General features: G+C 72.8%; 18 protein-coding genes. 8 read left to right on the forward strand and 10 right to left on the reverse strand.

The window, feature by feature from the left end:
• Positions 1-127: 127 nt before the first annotated feature.
• From ACLIRP_RS13505 to ACLIRP_RS13515, 3 genes are read right to left on the reverse strand one after another with little or no spacing between them, the layout of a single operon-like run.
• The gene (locus ACLIRP_RS13505; protein ID WP_412063716.1) at positions 128-703 is read right to left on the reverse strand and encodes a tetratricopeptide repeat protein; all 576 of its coding nucleotides are present in this window, start codon (positions 701-703) and stop codon (positions 128-130) included.
• Between the two features lie 12 nt (positions 704-715).
• Positions 716-2,878, reverse strand: coding sequence for a protein kinase domain-containing protein (locus ACLIRP_RS13510; protein WP_412060988.1), 2,163 nt, complete (start codon positions 2,876-2,878; stop codon positions 716-718).
• A gap of 52 nt (positions 2,879-2,930) precedes the next feature.
• The gene (locus tag ACLIRP_RS13515; protein WP_412060989.1) at positions 2,931-3,515 is read right to left on the reverse strand and encodes an ECF-type sigma factor; all 585 of its coding nucleotides are present in this window, start codon (positions 3,513-3,515) and stop codon (positions 2,931-2,933) included.
• A gap of 113 nt (positions 3,516-3,628) precedes the next feature.
• On the opposite strand from ACLIRP_RS13515, the gene ACLIRP_RS13520 reads away from it, so the two are divergent.
• Entirely contained in the window at positions 3,629-4,096 is a 468-nt protein-coding gene (locus ACLIRP_RS13520; protein ID WP_412060990.1) for a hypothetical protein, read from the forward strand.
• Between the two features lie 36 nt (positions 4,097-4,132).
• Here ACLIRP_RS13520 and ACLIRP_RS13525 read toward each other — a convergent pair whose 3' ends face one another.
• The 5 genes from ACLIRP_RS13525 to rho all read right to left on the reverse strand — a co-directional run bounded on the left by ACLIRP_RS13525 (position 4,133) and on the right by rho (position 9,691).
• Positions 4,133-4,750, reverse strand: a complete 618-nt coding sequence (locus tag ACLIRP_RS13525; protein ID WP_412060991.1) for a gluconate 2-dehydrogenase subunit 3 family protein — start codon at positions 4,748-4,750, stop codon at positions 4,133-4,135.
• A gap of 88 nt (positions 4,751-4,838) precedes the next feature.
• Positions 4,839-6,566, reverse strand: a complete 1,728-nt coding sequence (locus tag ACLIRP_RS13530; RefSeq protein ID WP_412060992.1) for a GMC family oxidoreductase — start codon at positions 6,564-6,566, stop codon at positions 4,839-4,841.
• Between the two features lie 97 nt (positions 6,567-6,663).
• Positions 6,664-7,062, reverse strand: coding sequence for a four helix bundle protein (locus ACLIRP_RS13535; protein ID WP_412060993.1), 399 nt, complete (start codon positions 7,060-7,062; stop codon positions 6,664-6,666).
• Positions 7,063-7,103: 41 nt separating this feature from the next.
• A complete protein-coding gene (radC, locus tag ACLIRP_RS13540) occupies positions 7,104-7,865 on the reverse strand; it encodes a RadC family protein (RefSeq protein WP_412060994.1) in 762 nt (253 codons plus the stop codon).
• A gap of 233 nt (positions 7,866-8,098) precedes the next feature.
• Positions 8,099-9,691: a transcription termination factor Rho gene (rho, locus tag ACLIRP_RS13545; RefSeq protein WP_412060995.1), complete on the reverse strand. Its 1,593-nt coding sequence runs from the start codon at positions 9,689-9,691 to the stop codon at positions 8,099-8,101.
• A 405-nt stretch (positions 9,692-10,096) separates the two neighbouring features.
• Here rho and ACLIRP_RS13550 point away from each other — a divergent pair, with 405 nt between their 5' ends.
• The gene (locus ACLIRP_RS13550; RefSeq protein ID WP_412060996.1) at positions 10,097-10,693 is read left to right on the forward strand and encodes a ribonuclease HII; all 597 of its coding nucleotides are present in this window, start codon (positions 10,097-10,099) and stop codon (positions 10,691-10,693) included.
• Positions 10,694-10,810: 117 nt separating this feature from the next.
• Here ACLIRP_RS13550 and ACLIRP_RS13555 read toward each other — a convergent pair whose 3' ends face one another.
• Positions 10,811-11,353, reverse strand: a complete 543-nt coding sequence (locus ACLIRP_RS13555; protein WP_412060997.1) for a shikimate kinase — start codon at positions 11,351-11,353, stop codon at positions 10,811-10,813.
• A gap of 228 nt (positions 11,354-11,581) precedes the next feature.
• On the opposite strand from ACLIRP_RS13555, the gene truA reads away from it, so the two are divergent.
• The 6 genes from truA (at position 11,582) to ACLIRP_RS13585 (ending at position 16,861) form a co-directional block, all read left to right on the forward strand.
• Positions 11,582-12,331, forward strand: coding sequence for a tRNA pseudouridine(38-40) synthase TruA (truA, locus tag ACLIRP_RS13560; protein WP_412060998.1), 750 nt, complete (start codon positions 11,582-11,584; stop codon positions 12,329-12,331).
• Positions 12,332-12,334: 3 nt separating this feature from the next.
• Positions 12,335-13,642, forward strand: a complete 1,308-nt coding sequence (locus ACLIRP_RS13565) for a hypothetical protein (protein ID WP_412060999.1) — start codon at positions 12,335-12,337, stop codon at positions 13,640-13,642.
• Between the two features lie 8 nt (positions 13,643-13,650).
• Positions 13,651-13,842: a hypothetical protein gene (locus tag ACLIRP_RS13570; RefSeq protein WP_412061000.1), complete on the forward strand. Its 192-nt coding sequence runs from the start codon at positions 13,651-13,653 to the stop codon at positions 13,840-13,842.
• Positions 13,843-13,910: 68 nt separating this feature from the next.
• The gene (locus tag ACLIRP_RS13575) at positions 13,911-15,161 is read left to right on the forward strand and encodes an arginine deiminase family protein (protein ID WP_412061001.1); all 1,251 of its coding nucleotides are present in this window, start codon (positions 13,911-13,913) and stop codon (positions 15,159-15,161) included.
• Positions 15,162-15,244: 83 nt separating this feature from the next.
• Entirely contained in the window at positions 15,245-15,793 is a 549-nt protein-coding gene (gene tadA / locus ACLIRP_RS13580; RefSeq protein WP_412061002.1) for a tRNA adenosine(34) deaminase TadA, read from the forward strand.
• 63 nt (positions 15,794-15,856) lie between these two features.
• Positions 15,857-16,861, forward strand: coding sequence for a YpdA family putative bacillithiol disulfide reductase (locus ACLIRP_RS13585; protein WP_412061003.1), 1,005 nt, complete (start codon positions 15,857-15,859; stop codon positions 16,859-16,861).
• Positions 16,862-17,327: 466 nt separating this feature from the next.
• Here ACLIRP_RS13585 and ACLIRP_RS13590 read toward each other — a convergent pair whose 3' ends face one another.
• A complete protein-coding gene (locus ACLIRP_RS13590) occupies positions 17,328-19,373 on the reverse strand; it encodes a tetratricopeptide repeat protein (protein WP_412061004.1) in 2,046 nt (681 codons plus the stop codon).
• Between the last annotated feature and the right edge of the window lie 74 nt (positions 19,374-19,447).

Genomic DNA, 19,447 nt, shown 5'->3' on the forward strand with positions numbered 1-19,447 from the left:
GGGGCTGGTGAGAGGGCAGGGAGTCCTGCCCCTACACAGTGCGCACCGACACGCCGGGTAACCGGTCAGGCGCCCGTCACTTTTCTACGCCAGCTCCAGGGCGACCGGACGCGGATGGCCGCAGCCGTCACCCCATGCATGCCTGGCGGGCCCGCTCGATGTCGGCGAGCTGGGACTCGTCGCCGAGCGTGTGGAAGATGGCACCGGCCGCGTCGAGGGCCTCGCGCGCGTCCGCGCACCGTCCCCGGCTGGCGAGGTACTCGCCGTACAGCCTCTCGACGATGGCCCGGTTCGGCGCGCCTTCGGGGATCGACGCCCGCGCCGTCGGCATGGCGTCGGCGAAGGCGGCGGCGGCGGCGGCCTCGCGCCCGAGGAGCCGCAGGGCGTCGGCGTGGCGCACGTCGTAGAGCATCGTGAACTGGTGGTCCGGGCCGAACGACGCGCTCAGGATCCGGACGACCTCCCGGAAGTCCGCCTCGGCCCGGGCGTAGTCCTCTCGACGCTTGGCGAGGCGCCCGCGCCCGCCGAGGGCCTGCGCCACGAGCCGGTGGTCGTTGCCGTGGGCCGCCCGGAGCAGGGCCAGAGACTCTTCGAAGTAGGCCGCCGCCTCTCGCTGGCGGCCCATGTCCGTGTACAGGTTGCCGAGCGCCGTGAGCGTCGAACCGATCCCCGGGTGCCCCGGGGGGAGCCCGGCCCGACGAATGGCGAGGGTTTCCTAGTACACCTCTTCTGCGGCTCCGTAGTCGCTCCGGTCGAACAGGAGGATGCCGAGGTTGGTGAGCCCGTAGGCGAGATCGGGGTGGTCGTCCCCGAGCACGCGGCGGTCGATGTCGAGCGAGCGGCGGTAGGCCCGTTCGGCCGCGTCGAGGTCGCCGAGGTCGTGGAGGGTGACGGCGTATCGGCCGACGGCGATCGCGACGGGCGTCGAGATCTCGCCGTGCTGCCGGATGCGGCTGGCGATGACGCGACGCTCGACCTCGACCGCCTGCTCGTAGTCTCCCCGCGTGTTGAGCATCCCGGCCAGATTTCCGAGCGCGGTGTCGTAGTCATCGGCGTGGTCCGGGAACTCCGCCAGCAGGTCGCCCCCCTCTCGGTAGGCCGCCTCGGCCTCGTCGTACCGGTCGAGGTCGTGGAGCGCGGCGCCCAGCGAGGCCAGGGCGTGGCCGAGGAGGCCGCGCTGCGGCTCGCCCGCCTCGCGCAGGATCGCGACGGCTTGGCGGTGCAGGGCCACGGCGCGCTCGGCGTCGCCAGCCCGGCGGGCCGTCGTCGCGAGCTGCGTCTGGGCGTCCGCCACGCCCAGCGAGTCGCCGAGCGTCCGGCGGAGGCTGAGGGCCCGGCCGAGGTACGCTTCCGACGAGTCGAACGCGGCGAGCGCGCGGTAGACGCTGCCCATGACGACGTAGAGGTCGGCCTGGGTCGCCGGCTGGTCCGCGAGGTCGTCGCCGATCTCACTCGCGCCGACGGCGAGGAGCTCGGAGGCGGTCAGTTCGGGGCCGTCGGCGGGCCGTGCGCCCTCGAACAGCCCCGCCAGGAATGAGGCGGTTTGCTCGGCGGTCGCGGCCTCCGCCTCGGCGCGGTCGCGCTGGTCGCGGGCCTCGGCCGCCTGCCACAGCGCCGCGCCCGCCCCGCCCACGACGGCCGCCAGCGCGACGGCCGCCCCGGCCACGGCCGCCCGGTGCCGGCCCACAAACTTTCGCACGCGGTATGCGCGCGTCGCCGGGCGGGCCTCGACGGGCTGTCCCGCAAGGTGCCGCTCGACGTCGGCGAGCAGCTCGGCCGCCCCGCCGTACCGGTGCTCGGGCTCCTTGCGCAGCGCGGTCAGGCAGATCACGTCGAGGTCGCCGCGGAGCCGCCGGGCGAGCGCGTCGGCCGTCGTGCCCCGCTGGCGGGCGGCGGGGTCGGTGACGGCCGCGCTCGGGGCGGGCGGGACCGCCTCGAGCACGTCGCGCTCGACCTGGGCCGGCGTCCGGCCCTCGGTCGGCACGGGCCGCGCGCCCGACAACAGACGGTAGAGCAGGCCGCCGAGCGCAAAGACGTCGGTCGCCGTGGTCGGGGCCTCGCCGCGGATCTGTTCTGGAGCCGCGTACGACGGCGTGAACACGCGCTGGCCGGTTCGCGTGAGATCGCCGCCGTCATCGTCGCTGAGCACGCGGGCGATCCCGAAGTCGAGGAGCTTGACCGCTGGGCGGCCACCGGGCCCGTCGTCGGCCACCAGAATGTTCGACGGCTTGAGGTCGCGGTGGACGACGAGCGCGCGGTGGGCGTAGCGGACAGCCTCGCACACGTCGGCGAAGAGCGCCAGCCGAGCCTCGACGCCCAGGCGGCGGGCGTCGCAGTAGTCCGTGATCGGCTCGCCCTCGACCAGCTCCATGGCGAAGTACGGCCGGCCCCCGTCGGTGAGGCCGCCGCCCAGGAGCCCGGCGATGCCGGGGTGCTGGAGCCGCGCCAGGATCTGGCGCTCGGTCTCGAACCGGCGGAGCACGGCCTCGGAGTCCATCCCGCGCTTGACGAGCTTGAGCGCGGCCGCCTGCTCGAACCCGCCCGGGGCGTCGGCGTCGGCCCGCGCGGCGCGGTAGACGTCGCCCATCCCGCCGGCCCCGATCCGCTCGGCCAGCACCCACGGCCCGACGCGCTCGCCGGTGTGCGACGGGACGAGGTCGCGCTCGACGGCCTCGGCCGAGACCAGGTCGATGGCGCGCGCGCCGAACAGGCCGTGCTCGTGGTCGGCCCCGTCGAGCATGGCCGCGACGTGGCCGTACACCTCGGGGTCGTCGCCACAGACCGATCGGAGCCAGGCGGTCCGCTCGTCGGCGGGGCGCTGGCGGGCCTGCTCGAAAAGGGTCTGAATGCGCGTCCAGCGGGCGTCGGCGTCGGCCATGTCGGGCAGGGGTGGGGGCTGACCGGGACGCACGGCCCGGCGACGCCATCGGTCATCTGGGCGACGGCTCGTCGGGCGGGGCGGCCCGGAGCGCGTGGCTCAGCCAGGCCTTGGCGGACTGCCAGTCGCGGCGGACGGTCTTCTCGGAGACGCCGAGCGCCTCGGCGATCTCGGCCTGGGCGAGGCCCCCGAAAAACCACATCTCGACGACGCGGGCCGACCGCGCGTCGAGCGCGGCGAGCCGGTCGAGCGCCTCGTCGAGCGCGAGCAGGTCGTCCGCCCGCGCGACGCGCCCGACCTCGCCGTCGTGGAGCGTGACCGCGGCCTCGCCGCCGCCCCGCTTCGCCGCCCGCCGGTCGCGCGCGTAGTTGACCAGGATCCGGCGCATCGCGATCGAGGCGACCCCGAGAAAGTGCGACCGGCTCCGCCAGTTGGCGCGCGTCTGGTCGACGAGCTTGAAGTAGGCCTCGTGGACGAGCGCGGCGGTGTCGAGCGTGTGGCCGTCGCGCTCGGCGCGGAGGTGCCGCCGCGCCATCGCCTCGAGCTCCCCGTACAGGAGCGGCAGGACGGCGTCGACGGCCGCGCGGTCGCCCGCGTCGAAGTCCGAGAGCAGGGCGGTAAGGTCGGCGTTCCCCATCGTTAGGCAGCAGATAGAAAAATGTAAGGGATATGTCCGCTTCGGGGGAGGGGCCGTGCGGTCTGGGGTGAGGCCGTCGCGCCTCGTCCCCTTTTCCCCCCTCCGCTGTCCTCATGACTCGCTCCTTCCACCTCGCTCCCCTCCTCGCCCTCGCCCTCTCCATCGCCGCCTTCGGCTGCGACAGCGCCGACCTCGACGACGACAACGGCGGCAGCGGCGGCGGCACGCCAGCGGCGACCGTCGCCGACTGGGCCGGCTCATACACCGGCCAGTCCCGCTTCGGCGGGACCGGCGGGACGTGGGGCAACGGCGGCACGTACCCGCTCGTCGTCACCTCGACCGGCCAGGTGACGGTCTCCGGCAACCTCATCGTCGGCGCCACCTACGACGCCACCTCGGGCGCCTACGCCTGGACGCTGGCGGACGGCAACCCGAGCAACGGGTCGATCACGTTCCGCTCCACGTTCACGTCCTCGAATTTCTTCGGCGACCTCTCCAACAACACGGCGGGTCAGAGCTTTACCGGCTCGATCCAGTTTTCCGGCCAGGGCGCGCTGGACTACCGGGGCGTCCTCCGCTAGGCACCGCCCGGCCCGACGGCGACCGCCGCCGTCGGGTCAGGCCAGGGCGTACCCATTCGCGTCGTCGGGGCAGCCGGTCCACTCGCTCCGGGCGACGTTGCCGAGGTAGCCGAGGTCCTCAATGCCCTGGGGGCTGGAGAAGTAGCCCGTGGCGACGTAGTTGCGGAACAAGCTGAAGAACGACACGCCCGCTTGGTCCTCCGGCGCCGCCGTCTCGGGGTAGGCGATCCGGTCCAAGAGCTGGCGCTGCTGCGCGTCGGTGGCCGTCAGGAACGAGTCGGCGCCGAGGTCGCGCGCTTCGGCGTCGAGCCACGCGAGCCCGCCGCGGATCAAGGTCTGCCGCGAGGTCGGGTCGCCGAGCAGTTCGTCAGTCATCACCCAGTCGATGAGTTCGGCCGTGCCGGTCTCGGCCGCGCTCGGGCCCCGGTCGTCGGCGGGCAGGACGATCCCCGCGAGTGTGCGGACGGTCTCGAACTCGTGGGGCGTGAAGAACGTCGGCGTGGCACCGATGGCGGGCTGCATGGCGCCCCCGCTCGCGGCGTGGCGCATCGCGGAGCCGGCCACGTCCTCGCCCCGGCAGGCCGCCAGCAGGGCGGGCGCGGCGGCGGCGACGGCGAGCCGACGGAGGGCGTCGCGGCGGGTGATCGGGGCCATGGCGGGAGAGGGATGGAGGGATCCGGGACGGAAGAGGGATGGGCAGAGGGTGGGATGCGCATGCCTCCATGCCTCCATCCCGCATCCCTCAGATCGCCCGCTGCTTGCGCTGATCCAAGATGTAGTCGGCCGCGCGCCACGAGAGCGCGAGGATCGTCCACGTCGTGTTCTTGTGGGGTTGCGAGACGAACGGCGCCGCGTCGACCACGAACACGTTGTCGGCGTCGTGCGCCTGGCAGAAGCCGTTGAGCGCCGAGCTTGCGGGGTCGGCGCCCATGCGGACCACGCCCGCCTCGTGGATGATCTCGCCGGGCTTCGAGATGCCGAACTGCGTCTCCTCGGTCGGCATCTCGTCGATCTCGCCGCCGATGGACTCCAAGAGCTCGCGAGCGGCCATTTGCATGTGGCGGGCCTGGCGGACCTCCTCGTCGCCCCACGTCACGTCGAAGGTGAGCGTCGGGATGCCGAAGCGGTCGACGGAGGCGCCGTCGATCCAGCAGCGGTTGTCGGCCCGGGCGATCATCTCGCCGCGCCCCGCGAAGCCGACGCGCGCGGCGTAGACGCGGCGGTAGTCGTCCTTGAGCTGGGCGCCGTAGCCGCCGCCGCCGCGTGGGCGCTCGCCCCAGGCGCCGTTGCTGTTCTCGATGCCCCAGCCGTAGCCGAAGCCGGGCATTCCGCGCCCGCCCCACGTCTCGAGGTGGTAGCCGCGCGGGAAGTCGAGCGAGGCGTGCTGGTCGTGGAGCCACCACGGGATGTAGATGTGCATCCCGCCGACGCCGTCGCAGTTGTGGGCCGGCTGGTTGGCGAGCGCCGGGACGAACGCCGAGGCCCCCGCACCGACCGTGTCCATCACGTAGCGGCCGACCACGTCCGACGAGTTCGCCAGCCCGTTCGGGTGGCGTGCGCTCTTGGAGTTCAGCAGCAGCCGCGCCGACTCGCACGCCGACGCCGCCAGCACCACGATGTCGGCCTGCACCTCGTACGCCTCCAGAGTCCCGACATCCACGTACGAGACGCCGGTCGCGCGGCCCTCGGCGTCGGTGAGCACCTCGCGCGCCATCGCGCCCGTAACGACGGTCAGGTTGCCCGTTTCCAGCGCGGGATCGAGCAGCACGCGCCCCGCCGAAAAGTTGGCGCCGACCGAGCAGCCCCGGTTGCACTGCCCGCAGTAGTGGCACGCCGACCGACCCTGCTCCGGCTTGGCCTCGGTCAGGATCGACAGCCGCGACGACAGCACGGGGATCCCGATCGACTCGGCCCCGCGCATCACGCGCTTCTCGTAGCAGCGGGGTTCGGGCGGCGGCAGGAAGACGCCGTCGGGCTCATTCGGGAAGCCGTCGCGCGAGCCGAAAATGCCGACGAGCCGGTCGACCTTGTCGTAGTACGGCGCGACATCGCCGTAGCCGATGGGCCAGTCGTCGCCGTAGCCGTCGAGCGTCTTGCCGCGGAAGTCGTCGGGCCCGAAGCGGAGCGAGATCCGGCCCCAGTGATTCGTGCGGCCGCCCAACATCCGCGCGCGCCACCACCGCCAGTCGGTGCCTTCCGCCGCCGAGTACGGCTCGCCCTCAATTTCCCAGCCGCCGTCACACGCGTCGAACTCGCCGAAGGGCCGCTTCGTGGTGCTGGCGCCGCGCCTCGGAGACTCGTAGTTCCACGTCAGCATCTCGGCGTCGTCCTCGACGGTCCACCTCCCGCCCGCCTCCAGCAGGACCACCTTCGCGCCGCCCTCCGCCAGCACCTTGGCGGCCATGCTGCCGCCAGCGCCGGAGCCCACGATGCACACGTCGTAGCGCTCGGCGGGGTCGAGGATCTGCATCGGGCGGGGGGCGGATGTGGCGTGAAGGTAGGGTGAGGCGCCGGAGAGCGGGTAGAGTGGGTAGGCGATGCAGGGGCCTGCTGGCGCGAGCGTCACGTCAAGCGTGTGGGCCGAGTCGTATCGAGGCTGGAGGGCACCACTGGTCTTTCGTCGCTCCCATCCGGATGAGGCCTGCGTTGATTTGGCGGTATCGGGCCGCCAGTCGATCGGCATCTGCCGCGTCGAGGTATCCGCAGCGCTCGGCGAATCGAATCCAGGTCAGGGTCTCTTCCGCCTCGCCGTGGGCAGCGGTCACCTTGCTAGCGAAGTGGCGGGGGTAGGCGCGCTTTGCCCACGCCTCCGCCATGTTGGCACAGACTGCTCGCGACGACCGGCGGACTTGGTCCGTCAGCGTGTACCGCTCCTCCTTCGGCCACGAGCGCGACGCCCGATACAGCTCCATCGCTGCACGGTACGCCCGCTCAAACGTCTCCAGCTGATTGACGCGGTCGAGCATGGCTCTCTCTTGCGCTCCTGGTTTCTTGCGCTCTTGCCTCCCTACCCACCCATCAGCCCCCGCTCCGCGAGCGACGTGTACCCCCGGCCGGCGATGATGACGTGGTCGTGGACCGGGATGCCGAGCACCGCTCCGGCGTCGCAGAGCTGCTTGGTGATGGCGACGTCCTCACGGCTGGGCTCCGGGTTGCCGGAGGGGTGGTTGTGGAGGCACACGATGGACGCGGCGTGCTCCAGAATCGCCCGCTCGAACACCTGGCGCGGCTCCACGATCGACGCCGCCAGCCCGCCCGTCGTCAGCGTGTACTCGGCCGTCACGACGTTCGAGGTGTTGAGGTGGAGGACGACGAACACCTCGCGGGGCAGATCGCGCAGGCGCGGGCCGTACGCCGCCGCCACGTCGGCCGGGCTGCGGACCTGGACGCGGTCTTGGGGCGGGGCCGCCTCCACGCGCCGCCCGATCTCGAAGACGGCCGCCAGCTGCGCCGCCTTCGCCGGGCCGACGCCCTTTGTCGCCTGCGCCACCTGGCTCGCGTCGCGCCGCGCCAGCTTCGCCAGCGAACCGTACGCCTTCAACAGCGCCTGCCCGAGCTCGACGGCCGAGACGCTCCGCCCGCCGACGCGCGTCCCGCTCCCGAACACCAGCCCGACCAACTCGGCGTCGGACAGCGCACCGGGCCCGCGCGCCAGCAGCTTCTCGCGCGGCCGATCGCCCTCGGGGCGCTCGCGGATGGGGACATAGTCGGTGCGGACCTCGGGGACCTCGGGCTCGTGGAGCTCGATGCCGGGGCGGAAGTCGGACATGGCGCGGCGCGGCTGTCTCCCCATAGACCCGCGAGCGGCCGACTACATAACCTCGGCGCCCGAATTTTTCTGCACCATCGGCCCAGACAGAGCCCTGAGACGAATCGAAGGCCCTGCTGGCGCTCCTCCTCCCACCGAGTGACGGTCATACGCGGTAGCCGCCGCCGGTCACCCATTCAAAAAAGGGGGCGCCGCGTGGTGCGACGCCCCCTCGGGTCGGTGGATCGGTCGGGCTACTCCGGGATGAGGTCGAGGAGCATCTGCTCGTTCGAGGGGCTCATCTGGAGCTGCTTGAGGAGCGCCTGCATGGCCTCGTCGGGGTAGCGGCTGTTGAGCGCGCGGAGCAAGAGGTTGCGGGCGTTCGCGATCTCGTCGGGGACGAGCCGCTCCTCGTTGCGGGTGCCGGAGCGCTTGATGTTGATGGCCGGGTAGATCCGCTTTTCGGAGAGGTCGCGGTCGAGCACGATCTCGGAGTTGCCGGTCCCCTTGAACTCCTCGAAGATGACGTCGTCCATCCGCGAGCCGGTCTCGACGAGCGCCGTGGCGATGATCGTGAGGGATCCGCCGTTCTCGATGTTGCGGGCCGAGCCGAAGATCTTGCGCGGCATGAGCAGCGCGCGGGCGTCCAGGCCGCCCGACATCGTGCGGCCGGAGTTGCCGCCGTACAAGTTGAACGTCCGGCCGAGCCGCGTCAGCGAGTCGAGCAGGATGACCACGTCGTGGCCCTGCTCGACCAAGCGCCGGGCGTACTCGAACGCCAGCGTGGCCACCCGGACGTGGTTGTCCTCGCCGGCGTCGTTCGAGCTCGCGAAGACGTTGCAGGCCGTGTTGCGGCGGAAGTCGGTGACCTCCTCGGGCCGCTCGTCGATGAGCAGCGCCACGAGCTTGACCTCGGGGTGGTTCTCGGCGAGCCCGGCCGCGAGGCCCTTGAGGATGAACGTCTTGCCGGCGCGCGGGGGCGCCACGATGAGCGCCCGCTGGCCCTTGCCGAGCGGCGACACCAGGTCGATGACGCGCATCGACAGGTCGTCCGGGCCGCTGACGATGGTGAGCTTGTCCTCGGGGTAGATGACGAGCCCCTCGTCGAAGTCGGTCGTCTCGGCCCACTCCTCGGGGGCCTGGCCCATCACCTCGGTCACCTCGGTCACCTGCCACGCGCCCTTGCGGCCGGGCTTGATGACGCCCTTGACGTGGACGCCGTCGCGCAGGTTGTGCTTCTGGATGAGCGGCGGCGGCATGAACGGGTCGTTGTCGCCCTTGGCGAGCGACGTCGACATCTCGCGGATGAACCCGAACTTTTTGTCGCCGATCAGCTCCAGCATGCCCTCGAAGGGATCGCCGGGGTGGCCGCCGCCACTGTTGCCGCTGCTGTTGGGGTTGTTGTCGTTGCCCTTGTTGCGGCCCCGCTTTTTGCGGCGGCGCCGGCCGCCGGACTCGTCGTCCGAGTCGGCGTCACTCGTGCTGTCGGACCGGCCCTTGGCGGGCGCGTCGCCGGACGTGTCGGGTGCCTCGTCGAGCTTGTCGCTGGAGGCGACGGGCTCGGCGTCCCGGGTGCGGCGGCGGCGCTTGGGGGGCGCGCTCTCCGCGTCGCCGGCCTTGGCGTCGTCGGCCGGGGCGTCAGGGGTGGGCTCGGCCTTGGGCTTGGCTTTGGAGCGCGAGGAGCGCTTCTTGGGGGCCTCGGCGGCCGGCTCGGGCGTGCTCCCGTTGGAGCCGTTCGATCCGGTGTCGGTGAGGTCGATGACGTGGGCGCGGGAGCGGCGCTTTTTGGGCGTCGTCTTGGCCTCGGGGGCGTCGGCGTCGGCCGTCGCGCTCGTCTTGCGTGCCATGAGGTGGCGGGCTGGCGAAAAGGGGGGCGCGCCGGTGCGGCGCGGTCGGGCGCGCGGCAGATGCCGCGCGGGTCCGGGGAACAGGAGGGGGCGCGGGCGGAGCCCGGGCCGTAGGCGTTCGGAAGGCGTCGGCGGCGCGAAGCCGCGGAGTGCCGGAGCCGTCGTCGGGAATCGCCCGGATCGACGGCAGGAACGTGGGGGCCGGGGGTCGAGCGGTCTGTTGCGCCTCGCTCCGCTGCGACGGCTGGGACCCCGGGCCTTCGATCTCGCGCCGCGTCGGTAGGGTTCGCGCGCCAGATCGATCTCTAGACGAGGGCGAAGATAGAAGGTTTCGCGGCGTGGAGCAACCCTGGCCCGTTCACGGGCGCTCTGGCGGTAGGCTGGCGCTCCGCCCAACCCGCTCCCATGCCCGACCTCTCCCTCGAACGCGCCCACTGGTCCGACGGCCGCGCGGTTGTCGCGGGCCTCGACGAGGCCGGGCGCGGGTGCCTGGCCGGGCCCGTCGTCGCCGCCGCCGTCGTCCTGCCCGCCGACGCCCACCTCCCGGGGCTCGACGACTCCAAGAAGCTGACGCCCGCCGCCCGCGAGGCGCTCGTGCCACTCATCCACCGCGAGGCGCTGGCGGTCGGCGTCGGGACGTGCTCGCCGGCTGAGATCGACGAGCTCAACATCCTGTGGGCGTCGATGGAGGCCATGCGCCGCGCCGCGCTGGCGCTGGCGCCGGCGCCCGACGTGCTGCTGGTCGACGGCAACCGCGCCATCCCGAACGCGCCGTGCCCGCAGGAAACGGTCGTCAAGGGCGACGCCAAGAGCCTATCGATCGCAGCGGCGTCGGTCGTCGCGAAGGTGACGCGGGATGCCCAGATGGTGGCGCTCCACCGCGACTTCCCCGTCTACGGCTGGGACGGCCACAAGGGCTACCCGACGGCGGCGCACTACGCCGCGCTCGCGGCGCACGGGCCGAGTCCGCACCACCGCCGCTCGTTTCGCCTGAGCCGGTGAGTCGGTGGGGCGGTCGTCGGTGAATCTGCGACCAGACCCCTCACCCTGTCCCTCTCCCACGGGGAGAGGGGACGTCGTCCGGTGTGTGGTGCCCGAGTTCCACCCGTCTCCAGCCATTCACCGCCCCACGGCGCCGCGCCAGCCGGCCAGCGCCTCGGCGATGTCGCGGGCGACCGTGTCCGCGGCGCCGTCGGCCTCGACGACGAGGTCGGCCTGGGCGTAGAACGGCTCGCGCGCCGCCAGCAGGTCGCGGACGCGGGCCTCGCGAGCGGCGGGCGCCAGCGGCCGCGTGCCGTCGAGAAGCAGGGGGCGCCCGCTCCCATCGCCCACGCGCGCGAGCACGGTCGGAATAGAGGCCCGGAGCCAGACGACGGGGCCCGCCGCTCGGGCCGCCATCAGGTTGCCGGGCTGGGCGAGCGCGCCGCCGCCAGTCGCCACGACGAGCCCCTCGCCCCCGGCCGTCTCTCTCAGCGCCTCGGCCTCGGCGGCGCGGAAGACGCCCTCGCCCTGGGCGAACAGGTCGGCCACGGACCGGCCCGCGCGCGCCGCGATGAGCCAGTCGAGGTCGACGAACCGGTAGCCCAGCCGGTCCGCCAGCAGCGGCCCGACGGTGCTCTTGCCGGAAGCCATGAAGCCGGTGAGGTAGACGCGAGGGGGCACGGGCGGAAGAGCGGAAGAGCGGAACAGCGGAACAGCGGAAGAGAAGGTGCCTCCGACTGGCGGCCCGCGCCACCGGTCCGGCGCGCACGCTGGCGCAAGCGGCCGCGTTGAGGGCGGGACGGAACTTTTCGAGCGCCCGGGCTCTCCCCCGTCCCCCGTCCCCCGTCCCCCGTCCCCCGTCCCCCGTCCCCCGTCCCCCGTCCCCCGTCCCCCGTCCCCCGTCCCCCGTTGCCCACCACCCGCTTCCTGATCGAATACGACGGCACCGACTTTTCCGGGTGGCAGGTCCAGCCCGGGACGGTGACCGTCCAGGGAGCGCTTGAGGCGGCACTGGCGACGGCGCTGCGCGAGCCGGTCGCCGTCGTGGGCTCGGGGCGGACCGATGCGGGCGTCCACGCCCGAGGCCAGGTGGCCCACATCGAGACGGCCGAGCGGCCCGACGCGCACCGGCTGCGGGCGTCGCTGAACGGCCTGCTGCCCGACGCGATCGCGGTGCTGGCGGCCGAGCCTGCGCCCGACGGGTTCCACGCCCGGTTCGACGCCCGCCGCCGCCGGTACGTCTACCACGCCACGACCCAGCCCCGCGCGCTCGACCGCCGCACGCGCGTGTTCTTCCGCCCGGCGCCGGACCTCGAGGCGATGAACGAGGCGGCGGCGACGCTGCTCGGGCGCCACAACTTCTCGTCGTTCTGCCGGACCAAGTCCGAGACCCTCAACCGGACGTGCCATCTGACACGCGCGCGGTGGCGCGCGGGCGAGCGGCCGGGCGACTTGCAGTTCGAGGTCGAGGCGGACCGCTTTCTGCATGGCATGGTGCGGGCCCTCGTCGGTACCCTCGTCGAGGTCGGCCGTGGGCGCCGCGCGCCCGGCTCGCTGGCCGACGTGCTCGCCGCGTGCGACCGCCGCGCCGCTGGGCCCGCCGCGCCCGCCCACGGCCTCGTCCTCGACCGCGTCGACTACGACGCCCCCACCTTCTAGCCCGTGCGCCGTCTCGCCCTCGCCTGCCTCGCGGTGGTCGCCCTCGTCGCCTGCGACCGCGTCCCGATCGACTCGGGCCAGTCGGAGTTGGTGCTGACGTCGCCCGACCTCAGCGTCGTTTTCCTCCAGCCCGCGATCAGCGTGCGGTTCGAGCCGACCGGCCCGAGCGGGGCCGTCTCGCTCCGCATCCGCGACAAGGACGTCGACTTCGACTCGACGGCCGGCGCGTTCGTGTACGCCCGGTCGCTCGCGCTCGGCCTCAACGCCTTCGACTTCACGGTCACCAACAGCGAAGGGGAGGTCGAGCGCGACACGTTCTACGCGGTGTACCTCCCGCTCGAGCCCTCCGCTCTCGTGACCCCGGACGACGGATCGGCGCGGACCGCCGCGGCCGTCTCGGCCTTCTCCGGCAACCGCGTGCTCGTCTCGGGCGGGGCGGGCGCGTCCGGGTCGGCGCTGGCGTCGGCGTCGGTGCAGTTCGTGGACGGGCCGTTTGTCGACACGCGCGAGATCGCGCTGCTGCGCCCCCGCGCGAGGCACACCGCCACGGCGGTTGCCGGCGGGTCCCTCTTGCTCGGCGGCGCCTCGACCGCCGCGCCCGAGGTCGGCAGCGAGTTGGTGCGCGAGCCCGAGTTCGTCGACGCGAAGGGCGTGGCCCGGCCCGTCTCCGTGGCGGGCGACGCGTTCCCGGCGCGCGCGGGGCACGTGGCCAAGACCGTCGTGGTCGGCGGCGAGACGTACGTGACGCTGTTCGGCGGGGTCACGCCCGTGACCGGCGGGCTCGAGGCCTCCGGCACGGTCGACGTGTACCGCGTGGTCCCGGCCGGCGCCAGCGTCCGGCTCGAGCGGCTGACGCCAGCGGGCGGCGCGGGCGGCTTCCCGGCGCTGACCGGCGTGGCGCTGGCGGAGACGGGCCCGGCCTCGGCCGTCGTCACCGGGCTGACCGCCGACGGCGGCCTGACGCTCGCGCTGGACTGGCGGTCGGCGCCCGCAGGGGCGCTCCCGTTCTCGATCGGCGTCGCCGAGGTGAGCGGCCCGCGGACGCCGCGGGCGGACGCGGCGGCGGTCGACCTCGGCAACGGGCTCGCGCTCGTCGGCGGCGGCCTCGACGCCAACGGCACCACGCTCGGCAGCTTCGAGGTGTACGCGGCCGGGGCGCGCCGCACGTTCCGGGTCCCTCCGGAGGTCGCGCTCGCGGTCCCGCGGTCGGGCCACATCGCAACTATTTTCGCTGGCAGCCGAATCGTGGTGAGCGGCGGCCGGCCGTCGAGTGGCGGCCCCATCGTCGCCCGCGAAGCGTTCACGTTCTAGCCGATCCCATGCTGATCCAGCGCCTGCTCCAGATCCTGTTGGTCGCCATCGTGCTGGTGGCCGCGTTCGGCGCGCTCGCGTTCGTGCTCAAGATGGCCGGGTGGCTCCTGGGGCTCGTCGTGAAGGTCGTGCTCGTGCTGGTCGTGGTCGCAGCGGTGCTGCGGTTCGTGGAGCTGATCCGCCAGAAGGCGGGGCGCTAGCGCGCGGGGCCGTCTGGAGCATGAGGGACGCCCTCGTAGCTTGCGCCCCCCCGCCCGCGCCCCGCCCGATGTCCGCAGACACCGCCCTCGCCCCGTTCCACGTCGCCTCCGAAACGGCGCCCCTCCGGCAGGTCGTCGTCCACACGCCGGGCGAGGAGATGGGGCTCGTCTCGCCCGACAACGCCGAGGACTTACTGTTCGACGACATCCTGTTCGTCGAAGAGGCGCGCGAAGAGCACGCGACGCTGATCCGCCTGTTCCAGGCCGTCGTCGGGACGGCCGACGCCGTCCTCCAGGTGACCGACCTCTTGCGCGAGGCGTTCGCCCAGGCCGACGCCCGGACCGCGTTCGTGGACCGGCTCATCGAGCGGATGCCGTACCGCAACTTCGAGGCCTACGAGTCGGAGCTGAAGGGGCTCGAGCCGGAGGCGCTCCTCCGCTTCGCCACGACCGGGCAGGCCCCGTTCCCGGTGACCGCGCAGCCGATCCCGAACCTGCTGTTCACGCGCGACCTGTCGGCCGTCGTCGGGGGCCACGTGCTGCTGAGCCACGCGGCGACGGCGGCGCGCGCGCCGGAGAGCGTCATCATGCAGACGATCTACACGCATCACCCCCGCTTCGCGGACGTCCGCGAGAACGTGATCGAGCTGCCCGAGGAGGTCTCGTTCGAGGGCGGCGACCTGCTCGTGGTCGACGAGAGGGTGGTGATGATCGGGCAGAGCGAGCGGACGAGCCTGGGCGGCGTGCTGGCCGTCGCGCGCGAGTTGCTGGAGCGGACGGCCGTCGAGCACGTCATCATGGTGAACCTCCCCAAGGCGCGGTACTGCATGCACCTCGACACCGTGTTCACCTTCGCCGACGCCGACACGTGCGTCGAATTCCCGCCCATCATCGAGGACGGCCAAGACCACACGTTCGTGATCGAGGCCGTCGACGGCGACACGAATGACCTGCGCCTGCGGCCGTGCCGCAACGTCCACCAGGCGCTCGTGGAGACGACGGGGCGCGACTACACCTTCGTCCGCTGCGGCGGCGACGACCTGGTCCGCCAGCGCCGCGAGCAGTGGACCGACGGGGCCAACCTGTTCGCGCTCCGGCCCGGGCTCGTCGTCGGCTACGACCGCAACCGGGCCACCTACGACGCCCTCCGCGAGCACGGCTTCCACGTCGTCGACGCCGAGCACTTCCTGGACTTCTACGGCGACTCGGCGGCGCTCACCGACCAGCGGATCGCGGTGCGGCTGTCGGGCAACGAGCTCTCGCGCGGGCGCGGCGGGCCGCGCTGCATGACGATGCCCTTGTCGCGGAGTGATGGGTAACGGGTGATGAGTGATGGGCCCTGCGGTCTATCACTCACAACCTCGTCCCGCTCATCACCTTTCTCTCATCACCCATCACTCGCGTGTCCCTCGCGTCCCTTCTCGACACCGACCGCCGCTGGATGCGGCAGGCGCTCGCCGAGGCCGAGCGCGCGTACGAGGCCGGCGAGGTGCCGGTCGGCGCCGTCGTCGTCCAGGGCCACCGGGTCGTCGGGCGCGGGCACAACCAGGTGGAGCGGCTGGCGGACCCGACGGCGCACGCCGAGATGCTGGCCGTCTCGGCGGCGTGCCAGACGCTCGGCACCAAGTTTCTGACCGGCTGCACGCTGTACGTCACGCTGGAGCCGTGCCCGATGTGCGCCGGCGCGCTCGTCTGGGCCCGGCTCGACCGCTTGGTCTTCGGGGCGCTCGACGAGAAGGCCGGCGCGGCGTCGACGCTGTACGACATCCCCGGCGATACGCGCCTCAACCACCAGATCCCGACGGTCTCGGGCGTCGAGGCGGACCGGGCGGCGGATCTATTGCGGGCCTTTTTCCGCCAGCGCCGCGCTACCTCCCCTCCCCCGCCGGGTGCGGCGGCCGGCGACGGGGCCGGTGGTGAACCTCCGCCCCACCGCCCGGCGGCGCCGTAGCGCGTTCCCCGGACTCTTGACGGCGCGCGGGCAACCCCGCCAGCGGGGCCCGGTTGGTAGGGCATGGACACGCAGACCGCCCCCGTAGACCTCCTCGTCGTCGGCGCCGGCCCGATCGGGCTGGCGTGCGCGCTCGAAGCCGAGCGCGCCGGGCTCACGGCGCGCGTCGTTGAGAAGGGCGCGTTGGTGAACTCGCTCGTCGGGTACCCGACGCAGATGGAGTTTTTCTCGACGCCCGAACTGCTCGAGATCGGCGGGCACCCCCTCGCGACGACGTACTACAAGCCGCGCCGCGAGGAGACGATCGACTACTACCGCGCCGTCGCCCAACGCGAAGGCCTCGACGTGCGCCTGGGCGAGCGCGTGCTGGGCGTCGACGGCGAGCGGGGGGACTTTGTCGTCCGCACGTCGAAGGGCGCGCACCGGGCGCGAGCGGTCGCCGTGGCGACGGGCTTTTTCGACCAGCCGAACCGGCTCGGCATCCCGGGCGACGACCTGGGCCACGTCTCGCACTACTACAAGGAGCCGTACCCGTACAGCGGGCGGCGCGTCGTCGTGGTGGGGGCCAAGAACTCGGCGGCGAAGGCGGCGCTGGAGATCTTCCGCCACGGTGGCCACGTGACGATGGTGGTGCGCGGGACGGAGATCACGACGAGCGTGAAGTACTGGATCCGGCCCGACCTGCTCAACCGGATCAAGGAGGGCTCGATCGCCGCCCGCTTTGAGACGACGGTCCAGGAGATCACGCCCGGGACGGTCCGGCTGGCGGGGCCCGGCGGGGCCGACGAGATCCCGGCCGACGCCGTGCTGCTGATGACGGGCTACCACCCCGACTTCGGGTTTCTGGAGGCGCTCGGCGTCGAGCTGGCGGGGCCGGAGCGCGCGCCGGTCGTGGACGAGGCCACGATGGAGTCGACGCGGCCGGGCGTGTACCTGGCCGGGACGGTGTGCGGGGGGTACGCGACGAGCCGGTGGTTTATCGAGAACGGCCGGATCCACGCGGCGCGGATCGCGGCGGATCTGGCGGGTCTGCCGGTGCCGGAGCTAGAGGCTCACGGCCAACCCTGAGGGCGAGGGGCGCGGCGACCAGAGGGACCGCGTAGAGGTGTTGCCTCCCTGCTGCTCTGTAGAGAGACACACGGGCCCCTTGTGGCGTCATCCTGAGGAACTGTTTGGGGAGCATCCCGACCCTCCCAGAACACGTCATCCCGAGCTTGCGAGGGATCTCAGCGCAAGCCTCCGAGTCGCGACCAGCGGAGGGATGGGCGAGAGGACCGCGCTGAGACCCCTCACCTCCGTTGGTTGGTGCCTTCCCTTCGGGTGCGGGATGACGCTGTAGGGCGGAGCGTGACTTCCTCCAAGAGTCATCCCCGCACAGGCGGGGATCTATACGGCGGTGCTCGGATGGCGCATAAGCGACGAGGCGCCTCTCACCCTGGCTGCGCCGACCTGGCGGTTGTCCCTCTCCCCGTGGGAGAGGGGACGCAGTAGGATGGCTCGCGCCATTCGCTCTCGGCAGCGCTCCGCGCCGGACTCAGCCGGCAGACTGGCGCAAGATTTCCAGGACCTGGAGCGCGGTGCCCTGACCGCTGTCGAGGCCGAGCGCCAGCTGGGCGTGCCGCAAGGCGTCCTCGGCCCGGCCCTCGTTGAGGTAGTAGAGCGCGAGGTTGGCCTGGGCGTTCGCGTTCTGCGGGTCGGCCTCGACGGCGCGGCGGAAGAGGCGGGCGGCGCGGGCGACGTCGCCCTGCTGGGCGAGCAGGACGGCGAGGTTGGTGAGGGCGTCAGCCTGACCGGGCTCCAGTTCGATGGCCGCGCGGAGGGCGGCCGTGGCCCCGGCCAGATCGCCCCCCTTGGCGAGCGCGCCGCCCAAGAGCACGTGCGCTTGCGCCAGCCACGGCTCTTCTGCGATCGCCTTGCGGTACTCGCCGACCGCCTCGGGCAGACGGCCCTGCGCCTCCAGCAGGCGGCCATAGTTGACGCGGACGTCGGCGGCCGCGGGCTGGAGCACGAGCGCGCGCTGGTACAGCCTCAGCGCTTCGGACGGGGGCCGGCCGGCCTGCTCGTAGGCTTGCGCGAGGGCGTTGAGGCGCTCGGGGTTCTCGCCGACCTCAAGGGCCTTGCGCAGCGGCTCGATGGCCGCCGCCGCGCGTCCGGTCTGGAGGCGGGCGTAGCCGAGCAGGTACTGTGCCTCGCCCGCTTGGGGCCGCTCCGCCAGCCGCTCTTCGAGCAGCGACACGCCGCGCCGGAACGACGCCGCGCCGCCCCCCTGCCGCGCGTAGATCACGTACGCCATCCCCTCCTCGACGCCGCCGTCGCGGTCGGCCTCGAAGTACGGCGCTAGCGTCCCCTCGGTCTGCGTCCCCACGATCTGGTCGTCGCCGACGACGCGGATCTTGTGGTCGGTGAACGAGGCGTGGGGCACGTCGTCGGCCGAGACCTCGGGCATGTGGCAGGCGAAGCAGTCGGCCTCGGGGAGGTGCTGCGTCTGCAGGTCGGGCGTCGGCATCTCGGCCGCCAGCGCGTCGGGCGCATGGCACGTCTGGCAGGTCGCGTTGAACACCTCGGGGCCCCTGTCGCGGAAGCCCTCGTGCGGGTTGTGGCACGTCGTGCAGTCCATCGCCGGGGAGGCGATAAAGCAGGCGCTCTCGCGCAAGCGGTCGGCGTGCGAGATGACGCTGACGCGGTTGGGGTCGTCGCCGACGAGCGCGAACACGGCGCGGTGCGCCGAGAGCGGGCGCCCCGGCCGGTAGCTGTACGCCGACTCGCCCTCGCGCAGGACCGACACCTCGCCGTTGAGGTGGCACTGCTGGCACACGTCGAGCCGGAGGTCGGTCGCCAGCCACTTCGGGTTGACGATCGTCACGTCAACGGAGTCCGGCGCCTGCTCCGACGCCGTTCGGGCCTCGACGTGGAGCTCGCCGGGGCCGTGGCACTGCTCGCAACCGATGCCGTCGGCCAGACTGGCGAACTTGCCGTCGGCAAAGGGGACGGGCTCCGAGGTCCCGTTGTGGCAGGCCATGCACCGGTCGGGGATGGTGCGGTCGAAGCGGACGTTCTGGTCCTCGTAGCCGGGGCTGAGGCCCCAGCGGCCGGCGCCGTCGTCGGCCTGGGTGTACCACGTCAGGGGCAGTTCGTAGAGGCGCCCGTTCTCCTCGCTGAGGTAGGTCCGCGCCGCCGACCCGCTGCCGACGACGTACGTCATCTCGCGGACGAGCCGGTGGTCTGTTCCCTCGCCGGTCTCGCGGTACTCCTCCTGGACAAAGCGGTCGCCCTCGCGCCGGGCGACGTAGACGAAGCCCGACGCGGGGTGCCGGACGGCGACGCCCGAAAAGTCCTCGACGGCCGTCTCCGGCGTCAGCCGGTAGAGCGAGTTGGCCATCCCGTGCGCCTGGTAGCTCGCGTAGAGCTCTTCGTGGCACGTCGCGCACGTCGCGTCGCCGACGTAGGCGACGCCGTCGGCGAGGTTCAGGAACCGCTCGTCGGCGTCGCTGCTGGCGCGGGGCGCGAGGCAGGCCGCCAGCGTGACGATGCCGGCCGCGAGCGCCAGCCCCAGAGCAGATCGAGCGGTGTCCGAACGCATGGCACGTGCGCCGCCACGGGCGCGGGCCGGCGGCCCTCGCCGGCGACCCCAACATACCGACACCCTCGGCGCGG

Source organism: Rubrivirga halophila (genome assembly GCF_046845755.1).
Taxonomy (GTDB): Bacteria; Bacteroidota; Rhodothermia; order Rhodothermales; family Rubricoccaceae; genus Rubrivirga.